The organism is Thioalkalivibrio sp., assembly GCF_007692535.1.
Classification (GTDB): domain Bacteria; phylum Pseudomonadota; class Gammaproteobacteria; order Ectothiorhodospirales; family Ectothiorhodospiraceae; genus Thioalkalivibrio.
This window is the reverse complement of sequence record NZ_REBW01000211.1, coordinates 1-9,153: the sequence shown is the minus strand read 5'-3', so window position 1 is coordinate 9,153 and position 9,153 is coordinate 1. Positions and strand designations below refer to the sequence as shown.

At 62.8% G+C, this 9,153-nt stretch carries 9 protein-coding genes and 1 pseudogene; 5 read left to right on the top strand and 5 right to left on the bottom strand.

Going from position 1 to position 9,153, the window contains the following annotated elements:
* The first annotated feature begins 51 nt into the window (after positions 1-51).
* Complete coding sequence (locus EA346_RS12140) at positions 52-282, top strand: hypothetical protein (protein ID WP_296758948.1); 231 nt, start codon at positions 52-54, stop codon at positions 280-282.
* Positions 283-463: 181 nt separating this feature from the next.
* Positions 464-919, top strand: coding sequence for a VOC family protein (locus EA346_RS12135; RefSeq protein WP_296758945.1), 456 nt, complete (start codon positions 464-466; stop codon positions 917-919).
* 739 nt (positions 920-1,658) lie between these two features.
* Here the strand turns inward: EA346_RS12135 and EA346_RS12130 are convergent.
* Positions 1,659-2,075: a DUF2177 family protein gene (locus tag EA346_RS12130; RefSeq protein WP_296758943.1), complete on the bottom strand. Its 417-nt coding sequence runs from the start codon at positions 2,073-2,075 to the stop codon at positions 1,659-1,661.
* Positions 2,076-2,482: 407 nt separating this feature from the next.
* On the opposite strand from EA346_RS12130, the gene EA346_RS12125 reads away from it, so the two are divergent.
* The 3 genes from EA346_RS12125 (at position 2,483) to EA346_RS12115 (ending at position 6,801) form a co-directional block, all read left to right on the top strand.
* Entirely contained in the window at positions 2,483-3,166 is a 684-nt protein-coding gene (locus EA346_RS12125; RefSeq protein WP_296758942.1) for a hypothetical protein, read from the top strand.
* 109 nt (positions 3,167-3,275) lie between these two features.
* The gene (locus EA346_RS12120; RefSeq protein WP_296758940.1) at positions 3,276-4,613 is read left to right on the top strand and encodes a hypothetical protein; all 1,338 of its coding nucleotides are present in this window, start codon (positions 3,276-3,278) and stop codon (positions 4,611-4,613) included.
* Positions 4,614-4,827: 214 nt separating this feature from the next.
* On the top strand, positions 4,828-6,801 hold the full coding sequence (locus tag EA346_RS12115) for a heavy metal translocating P-type ATPase (RefSeq protein ID WP_296758950.1): 1,974 nt from the start codon (positions 4,828-4,830) through the stop codon (positions 6,799-6,801).
* 51 nt (positions 6,802-6,852) lie between these two features.
* Here the strand turns inward: EA346_RS12115 and EA346_RS12110 are convergent, their stop codons facing one another.
* The 4 genes and pseudogenes from EA346_RS12110 to EA346_RS12095 all read right to left on the bottom strand — a co-directional run.
* The gene (locus EA346_RS12110) at positions 6,853-7,482 is read right to left on the bottom strand and encodes a Spy/CpxP family protein refolding chaperone (RefSeq protein WP_296758938.1); all 630 of its coding nucleotides are present in this window, start codon (positions 7,480-7,482) and stop codon (positions 6,853-6,855) included.
* Between the two features lie 145 nt (positions 7,483-7,627).
* Positions 7,628-7,888: an SHOCT domain-containing protein gene (locus tag EA346_RS12105; protein WP_296758936.1), complete on the bottom strand. Its 261-nt coding sequence runs from the start codon at positions 7,886-7,888 to the stop codon at positions 7,628-7,630.
* A gap of 322 nt (positions 7,889-8,210) precedes the next feature.
* The gene (locus tag EA346_RS12100) at positions 8,211-8,696 is read right to left on the bottom strand and encodes a hypothetical protein (RefSeq protein ID WP_296758935.1); all 486 of its coding nucleotides are present in this window, start codon (positions 8,694-8,696) and stop codon (positions 8,211-8,213) included.
* Between the two features lie 119 nt (positions 8,697-8,815).
* Positions 8,816-8,956, bottom strand: a pseudogene (locus tag EA346_RS12095) (GNAT family N-acetyltransferase); the annotation flags it as partial.
* Positions 8,957-9,153 lie beyond the last annotated feature (197 nt).

Here is a 9,153-nt window from a genome sequence, read left to right as displayed (position 1 = left end):
CGATCTCTGGCTCGACGAACTCGAGATGCTGGAGCAGGAGGAGGCGTTTCCGTGAGCATTGCCACGGTCGCGTCGATGATCGAGGTCCTGGGCCTGCGCCGGGGGCCGCAGGATCTGCCGGCGGACCAGGGCGTATTGGTATTCTGGACGGGCGCCTCGCTGTTGTCGGGGATGTTGGTCGCCGCGCCGAGCACGGTTTTTCCGCGAATGCCGGCTCCGGCCGGGGACGAACTCTGCCGGAAGTCTGCAACCCGCCCCCTTGCTGACGCCGGATCTACGTGAATCGGTGCTGGGGACGTCTTTTGCCCGAAGCCGTTGGGTGGCGGTGGCGGGAGGGCAAGGTAGTCACGCGGACGGATCGGGCTTAGCCGTGCGGACGCCCCGACCGTGCTCTACAGAATCTGCCTATCATCGCCTTTCCAGTATCTCGTCAGCACAATTGCTGCGGCAAAGGAGGTTCTGCATGAAGCCACGGATCAGCATGATCACCCTGGGCGTCCGGGATCTGGAGGGGTCGGTTCGCTTCTACGAGCAGGGTCTTGGTCTGCCGAGGATGAATTCGCCGCCCGAGGTGGCGTTCTTCACGCTCAATGGCGCGTGGTTGGGACTCTACAGCCGCGAGTCCCTGGCCGAAGACGTAGGGGTGCCTGCCGACGGCACCGGATTCGCCGGCTTCACAATTGCGCACAACGTCGATTCCGAAACGGCAGTGGACGAACTCCTGGAGCAGGCCATCTCAGCAGGCGCCAAACTGGTGAAGCCTGCCCAAAAGGTGTTCTGGGGCGGTTACTCCGGCTACTTCGCGGATCCAGACGGCTATCTATGGGAGGTCGCGCACAACCCGCTCTTCTGGGTCGGCCCGAAAGATGAAGAAGAACAACCCAGTCCTGCAGCCGACCCTCGGGCCGTACACGGCTGAGTCCGGCGTTGGGAAGATGTCACCATGAAGTGGATGGCTCTGCTGTTTCTGGTCACTCCTGCGATTGCAGCGGCGGAATCTGCACCGGAGTTTCACCTGTGTTCGCCGTATGTGGAGAAATCAGTCGTCGGGGAACCGACGGATCGTGGCTGGCCGGTTTCCATCCGATTGACCAAATCGGGTGCCATCCGATTCGAGGACTTCACGCAGGCGAACGTCGGCAGAGTGACTCGCGTTGTCGTCGGTGATCGCGAGTTCTCAAGAGCCAGAATCGCGGCGCCGATAGCCAGCGGAGGGTTGTGGGGGACATTCAGTTCGCAGGTCGCAGCCATGGCATGGCAGCGAATGCTGGCCGGCGAATTACCTGTAACTCCATGCGGGGCGGGGAGCGCAGAAATGCCAGTCGGTCCCCAAGGTAGGACAGCGGAATCACGCCGCAACGAACCATGACGATCCGGCATGCGTCCCGGGAGCCATCAACCGCTCCCAACATTGGCGGCTATCGAGGTCTACTTTATGCCCCGGCGGTCCTGCTGGCTGTGGCCTGCTCCCCACCAATGGGTACGGAAGGCAGGGCCGGCGATTGGGGGATGCAGAACGCCCCTGGTATCGGGCCAGCATCGGGCTCGACTCGGAACTGGTTCGTGTCTCCGCGCCGCCCGGGTCCTGCCGCCGCCCGCCCTCAGCACCGGTGACCGTGCTCACGAAAGCCGGGCGCCGCCACGGCACCCGTGACGCCTCACCCCGGACTGCCGAGCCACGCGCCGATCAGAAACCCGGCGCTCGCCACGGTGGTGCAGAGCGCCGCACCCCAAGCCGTGTCCACGAGCACGACCTTCAGCGGCCAGTCCTTGAGGGTGGCGAGGTTGGTCAGCTCATAGGTTGCGTAGGTGAAGAAGCCGAACAGGGCGCCCCATCCCGCGGCCACGGCCAGCGAGTTCGCCGCAAGGCCCGGCAGCACGGCGAAGATCAGGATCCCGACCACGTACAGCAGGTAAAATATGAACGCCGCCGGCCAGTTGACCCTCGGGCTCAGAAAGGGTCGCAGTTGCGTCTGGTAGAAGCCGCGGGCCACAACTCCGAGCCAGAGGAGATCGACGGCGAGGAAGACCCCGAGCGTCAGGACGTATAGCTTGGCGTGGAAGACGAGGTCCATGGTCCGCCTCTGCGGTCGGGTCGATGGGAAAGGTTACCTCTGACTGCATACGACCGGCCACTGCCACTGACGGGTCGCGACCCAGAGCGGGCAGTCGCTGGGGATCGATGAGGGACTGCTGCCGAGGGGATGGCCGACATTCATCACGGGTCGTCGCCAACGACATAGAATCCCCCAACCTGTGGTGGGGCGGCACATATCGTGGCCTGCATCAAGGATCCCGAGGTGATCGAAAGGATCCTCGAATACCGAAACGGAAAGATGGCCCTGGAAGCGCTAGGCCTGTTGCCCCGGGGCGGGTACCGCCAGGGCTTGTGTCGGCTGACGTTCCCCGCTTTCAACACCGGATGCTGCCATCCGCGAGGTACTGCAGCATCCTGTACCACTGCTACTTGCTTGGCAGACCCGTGCTCAAGACCTTCTTCGGCGGCGACACCGACTCCGACCGGGCCGCCGGGGGGCGGGACGATCTTGCCCAGCCTCCGTTTGCGGTGCTGAAGCGCGCGTTCAGCAAGGGCATCGATCTGCCGTGGAACCTGGCGGTGAGCATGCCGGTGGACCTGTGGCTGATGTTCACCCGCGTCATGCTTGGACACGATGGTGGCCTGACCGACTGGGATCACCTGATCGGTGCCATGGTGATCACGATCGCCGGCATCTCCGTGGGGGAGGTGGCGCGCGAGGTGCGGTTTCTGATCATTCCGCTGGTGGTGCCGTTATTCGTCACGCCGTTCGTCTACGGTGCCGGCGTGTTGTCGATCCTTGCCGGCGTGGTCGCAGTGACGGTCCTGATTTGCTCTGTGCATCCGTCGCGGCCCGGTACGCGGCCGTTACTGCGACTGGGATCGCTGGATCGTTTGAGTTTCCCACTCATAAGCGACGAAACACCACCTCGTCGATCTGGCGCGTCGACACCATGCACGAGAAGTAACCGGTGTCCCGGAGGATCCGGAAGCGCCGGCGAACACCGCGCGCGCCTGAATCAACACGCTCTTGCCATCGCCGAGGACTGTGGCGGCGGCAATGCCGCGGATCCCGCCCCGGCCCCGGGTGTTGGAGGCGGGATCGGTGGAGGGACTGGCAGCCGCTAATAAAGGCGGTTTATGTCGCCTATACTTTTCGTAGGAGCGCATTGCATCCGCGATTCAGGCCAGGATGCCTCGCATGGACCTGTTCCCCTGAACTCCGAGGAGACGAAACATGGAAGGACGATCTTGCCGCTGGAGCGTTGTGACCCTGGCGGCTGCCATCGCATGCGTGCTGTCCGGTGTCGCCGGCGCCACGAATGGCTATTTCAAGCAGGGGTACGGCACACAGAACAAGGCCATGGGGGGTGTCGGCATGGCGCTTTCTCTGGATGCCTATGCGCCCGGCACCAACGCTGCAGGCATCGCCGGCATGGAATCCCGAGTCGATGCCTCGCTCGCCTATTTTCGTCCCGAGCGCTCGTTCGACGTCAGTGCGCTGGAGTCGTCCCCCGGCGAGGGATCCTTTCCTTTGCCGCCCGGCCGCGTGGACAGCGATCGCGAGGACTTCTTCATTCCCTCGTTCGGCCTTGTCCGTCAGATCGATGCGGAGCGTTCCTGGGGGATCGCAGTCCTCGCGAACGGCGGGCTCAATACCGACTATCCCGCAATCACGAATCCCCTGTGCGCACAGAGTCCGCAGGCACCGGCGAATACCGGGGTGTTCTGCGGCGGCAGCGCGGGTTTCAATCTCGATCAGATCCTGATCATCCCGACGTATGCACAACGCTTCGCCGATGGGCGCTTGCGCCTGGGGCTGAGCCCGATCGTCAGCTATCAGCGCTTCAAGGCCAAGGGCATCGCCGCCTTTGGTGATTTCAGCCAGGCACCGGCGCATCTGAGCGACCGCGGTACGGACACGGCATTCGGCTATGGAATTCAGTTCGGTTTCCAGGCCGATTTAAGCCCCACGGTGTCAGTGGGGGCCAATTACCGTTCGAAAATCCGCTCGGAAGACATGAATGACTACCGCGGTTTGCTGGTCGACGGCGGCAGCCTAGATATCCCCGAGACTTTTGGTATCGGCATCGCCGTGGAGCTCAGTCCTCGGGTCACGGTGGCCGCGGACTATGAGCGGATCAACTATTCAGGTGTCGATGCCATCGGCAACCCCTTTGATAACCTGTTGGCCTCCTTCCCACCAGACTCCGACCCGGAGGCCCGCCTCGGCGGCGGCCGCGGCCCCGGCTTTGGCTGGCGAGACATTAATATCTGGAAACTGGGTCTGCAGATCGAGGGCGGGTCCGGCTGGACCTGGCGTGTTGGTTATAACCGCGGTCAGAACCCGGTGAGTCCTTCCGAGGTGCTCTTTAACATCCTGGCGCCGGCAGTGGTGAAGGACCATTACACCGCGGGATTCTCTAAGGTCCTGACGCCACAGTCCGATTTGCATGTTGCCGCCATGGCCACATCCAGCAACAGCGTCCGGGGGCCAAACCCGCTGGCAGATCAATCAATCCGGATTGAAATGCAGCAATTCGCCCTGGAAGTCGGGTATAGCCACCGCTTCTGAAGCGGCTTGGGCTGCCCGCTGAATCAGGCTGGCGCGCCTCACACGACCATGCGTGTAGGTGGTCAGCGAGATACCCCCCCGCCTCGAGACAAGGGAGTTGCCGATGAACCGATCGCGCAGGCACGGCACCGGGAAGCGGAAGCAGGACGGGCACGAGTCCGACAGCCATCACGAGGGGCATGACCACGACAAGCATGCCGGGCACAGCGTCGAGATGTTTCGAAACAAGTTCTGGCTCTCGTTCGCTCTCACGGTCCCGGTCGTCTATTGGTCCGAGCACATCCAGAATCTCCTGGGTTATTCGGCTCCGGTTTTTCCCGGTTCGCAGTTTATCCCGGCTCTTCTGGGTACCGTGGTTTTCTTCTACGGTGGACTGGTTTTCCTCAGGGGTTCCTGGCATGAACTGATGAGTCGGGCGCCGGGAATGATGACGCTCATCTCGCTTGCCATCACGGTTGCCTTTGTTTTCAGCGTGGCGGTGGAACTCGGCTTCGAAGCCACGGCGCTGTGGTGGGAACTCGCGACGCTGGTCACGATCATGCTGCTCGGTCACTGGATCGAGATGCGGTCGATCGCGCAGGCGCAAGGTGCCTTGCAGGAACTCGCGAAGCTGCTGCCGGATCAAGCGACGCGCCTGGCCGACGGTGAAACCGAGGAGGTGACGGTCGACGAGCTTTCCGAAGGCGATCTCGTGCTGGTCCGGCCCGGCGAAAGCGTGCCCGTGGACGGCGTGATCAAAAAGGGCAAGAGCGAACTCAACGAAGCGATGATCACCGGCGAGTCGAAGCCGGTTTCGAAGAGCGAGGGCGACGAAGTCATCGCCGGCACCCTCAACGGAGAAGGCTCGTTGCATGTTGAAGTGCGCGGCGTGGGTGAGGACACGAAGCTCTCCGGCATCATGCGCCTCGTCTCGGACGCGCAGCAGTCGAAATCGCGCTCTCAAAGTCTCGCCGATCGCGCCGCGCAACTGCTCACCGGCATCGCGATTGCCGCCGCACTTCTGACCTTTGCCGTGTGGCAGCTTGTTGGCGCGGAAATCGATTTCACGGTGGTGCGCGTCGTGACCGTTCTCGTCATCGCCTGCCCCCATGCGCTTGGGCTTGCCGTGCCGCTGGTTGTCGCCATTTCGACGACAAAAGGGGCCCAGGGGGGGCTGCTCGTCCGTGACCGGCGAGGCCTGGAAGAGGCGCGAAACCTGAACGTCGTGGTCTTCGACAAGACCGGGACGCTTACCCTGGGCGAGTTCCGCGTCGTGGACATCACTTCGGGAGAGGATCTCTCCGACGACGACGCGCTGCGCATCGCCGCTGCGGTCGAGGCAGAGTCCGAGCATCCGATCGCACAGGGCATCGTCCAGACGGCCCGGGAGCGGGAGATCGAGTTTCCCGGTGCCGAGGACTTCCACGCGATCACGGGCCAGGGGGTCGCCGGCACGGTCGACGGTGTGGAGTACCACCTGGGGGGACCGGCGCTGCTCGACAGCGAAGACATCGACGTGCCGAAAGAAATCAAAGGCGCTGCCGACGAGGCCGCCGGCCAGGGTCAGGCGGCCATCTATCTCATCCGTGACGGTCGGGCCATTGCCATGTTCGCGGTCGCGGACGGGATCCGCGAGGAGAGCTACGCGGCTGTGCGCGCGCTGCACGAGCGGAACATCGAGGTCGCCATGCTGACGGGCGACGCCCAGGCGGTGGCCGATGCCGTCGCGAAGGAGCTCGGCATCGACACGGTCTTCGCCGAAGTCCTTCCGAAGGACAAGGCCTCGAAGATCGAGGAAATGCAGAAGCAGGGCAAGATCGTGGCCATGGTAGGCGACGGCGTCAATGACGCCCCGGCGCTGGCGACAGCCGATGTCGGCATCGCCATCGGGGCGGGCACCGATGTCGCCGTGGAGGCAGGACACATCGTCCTGGTGCGCTCCGACCCTCGAGACATTCCGCGCATCGTGAAGCTTTCGAGCGCAACGCGGCGCAAGATGCTGCAGAATCTATGGTGGGCGGCCGGCTACAACATCGTCGCGCTGCCGCTGGCGGCCGGTGTCGCCTTCGGCTGGGGAATCCTGCTGTCACCTGCCGTTGGTGCGGTACTGATGTCGGCCAGCACCGTCATCGTTGCGATCAACGCACAGTTGCTGAGACGACTGGACCTCAGCACCGACGAGGGCGCGCAGACGGGCCGAGGCGCTTGACGTAGACCACCCACCTACCAGCAAAGCACGATGGGCAATCGAAGCCGGCCGTTACCGGCCCCCGTGGTGGCCCTGGTGATCGGCTGAAGCGTCTTCGTTTTCCGGCACCCCACTGGCGAGTTGCTCGCGCTGCTCGTCGGTCAATAGGTCATAGATGGCGTTCCGCATCCGCACCCGCTCGACCAGCATCTCGCCGTGAATTTCGGCCATGCGACCGTGAATTTCACCGACGGCATCGGGATCCGGGCGGTCCTGCTCCAGTTCGGCCATCAGGTCCTCCCTCACATTCTGAGCATGCCCCATCCGCTCGAATTGCGCCGGGCGATGTTCTCGCATCAGTTCACGCAACTCGCTGCGCTGCTCGGCGGAAAGCATCTCCCGCATCGCCTGTATCTCGCGCATCAAGCCCATGCCGGGACCCATGCCCTTCCCGGGGCCCATCATGCCCATGCCGCCCATGCCGCCCTCGCGGCCCATCATGCCCATGCCGCCCATGCCGCCCATGCCGCCTTCGCGGCCCATCATGCCCTTGCCGCCCTCGCGGCCCATCATGCCCATGCCGTCCTCGTGGCCCATCATTCCGCCGCCCATGTTCTGGGCCAGCGCGACGCCTGTACCTCCGGTGCCCAATGCCAGGGCCAGGCCGAGTGTCAATGCACGTGCTTGCTTGCGCGTATCCATAGGTAATCTCCTTATCCGTAGCTCATTCGACTGAATGAAGATGGTGCGGGAATAGTGAAACGGTCCTGCATTACGGGCCGCCGCCATGGTTCTGCCAAGGCGTATCAGTACCCAGTAGTGTCCAGTTTCGATCGATGCTGTCTGGTCATGAACCGGAATTGCGATCCTGCAGATCCCGTTTGCGCCGCTCGAACTCATCGTGATCGATCTCGCCCCGGGCATAGCGTTCCTCGAGGATCTCCAGGGCACTCTTGTCCCTTGACGAGGACTTGCCGGCGGTGTTGCCCCCGAGGCCGCGAATGATAAATCCGGCTGCCACAACTACCAGGACCAGGATCAGGATCCAAAGGAGGATTCCAAACCCGTGCCCAAATCCATAGCCATGTCCAAATCCATAGTCATGCATTCAAAACCACCCGTTCTGATCTGATCGATGTGAATTTCACCCGCCGCTTGCTGCTGTTGTAGGCCTGGTCAGTTGTAACAGACCACTGGAGGGCGAGAATGTTGCAGTCCCGGTACCGACCCCACGATACTGATCGAAGCCAAACGGGAACCTGTCCGGGGCGTTACAATTCTGCAATCATCGGGGTCGGGGCCGTCGACGGAGCGGCTGCAGAAGTTGATAGGCGAGCAGGCGCAGCGACACCTGTGTTCGGCTGCGGGCGACCACGTTGGCCTTTGAGGCTCGGCCGCGACCGTGTCCGCGATTGATCCGGGTGCGGGTTCTAGCGGTCGAGAAACTCTTGTCCCAGAATCTGGCGTCGAACGATCCAGACTACCAGCGGCTGCAGTAGGATCCACTGCATCAGCGGCGACAGACCGGTCCCCAGTATCGGTATGGTCGGCATCAAGTCGCCGTACTGCCAGCGGTCGAGGATTGCGGTGGCATGCCATTCCAGCGCGACGGTGATGGCGACACCGACGGCGATAAATCCCAGAATCGTGGCTTTGCCGGGCGCAACGATCCACCTGCGGTCCGCCCGGATCAGGGCAACGACCCAGAATGCGAACAACGCGATTAGGACGTCACCCAGTGCGGCACGGGCACAGAACAGCACTGCCTCCCAGTGCTCCATCGTCGGCATTTCCGCAAAGAGGGGGACCTGTAGAAACTCCCAGACGAAGTGGAGCAGGAATGAGAACACCACCACATTGAACTCGGCGGAAGCCAGCCATCGCCGGTGCCACGGGACCCTGAGATCGTCAGTCATACGGTCGCCTTGTCTGTTCCGGGAGGCGCTGCAAAAATCCTGCGAGGAGCCCTAAACGCAGTCCTGTCATTCGATGGGGGAGCTACATCGAGATCAAACACATTGACACTCTATAGTCAGTGCAGTGCACTCGAGTCAAGACCGTCAAACTTGAGGCTGCGGGGCACATTCTGTTCTTGCACGAAGACCTCGCAGCGCACGGTCTCCAAGGCCATTCTGTCGGCGGGCCAACTGGCCTTCCGTATCCGGATTCGCTTCATGTCTGGCTTTTCCTGGCAGGGTTGGTTTGGGACCGGCAGCCTGAACTCGCCGCCAAGCCGGGATGCGATGCTGGAAATGACGAGCTCCGATGGTGATTGAGAGGTGCACTCACGATGGATGTCGTGATCCCAGGATCGCCACCGATAGTCTGCCCCGCCCATACCGGTTTTCGCATGGGGAAAACTACGGGTCAGCC

Coding starts and splice junctions, on each gene's coding strand:
- EA346_RS12105 (WP_296758936.1), bottom strand. CDS start 7,888: ATGCATGACTATGGATTTGGACATGGCTATGGATTTGGGCACGGGTTT.
- EA346_RS12100 (WP_296758935.1), bottom strand. CDS start 8,696: ATGACTGACGATCTCAGGGTCCCGTGGCACCGGCGATGGCTGGCTTCC.
- EA346_RS12135 (WP_296758945.1), top strand. CDS start 464: ATGAAGCCACGGATCAGCATGATCACCCTGGGCGTCCGGGATCTGGAG.
- EA346_RS12130 (WP_296758943.1), bottom strand. CDS start 2,075: ATGGACCTCGTCTTCCACGCCAAGCTATACGTCCTGACGCTCGGGGTC.
- EA346_RS12110 (WP_296758938.1), bottom strand. CDS start 7,482: ATGGATACGCGCAAGCAAGCACGTGCATTGACACTCGGCCTGGCCCTG.
- EA346_RS12120 (WP_296758940.1), top strand. CDS start 3,276: ATGGAAGGACGATCTTGCCGCTGGAGCGTTGTGACCCTGGCGGCTGCC.
- EA346_RS12115 (WP_296758950.1), top strand. CDS start 4,828: ATGTTTCGAAACAAGTTCTGGCTCTCGTTCGCTCTCACGGTCCCGGTC.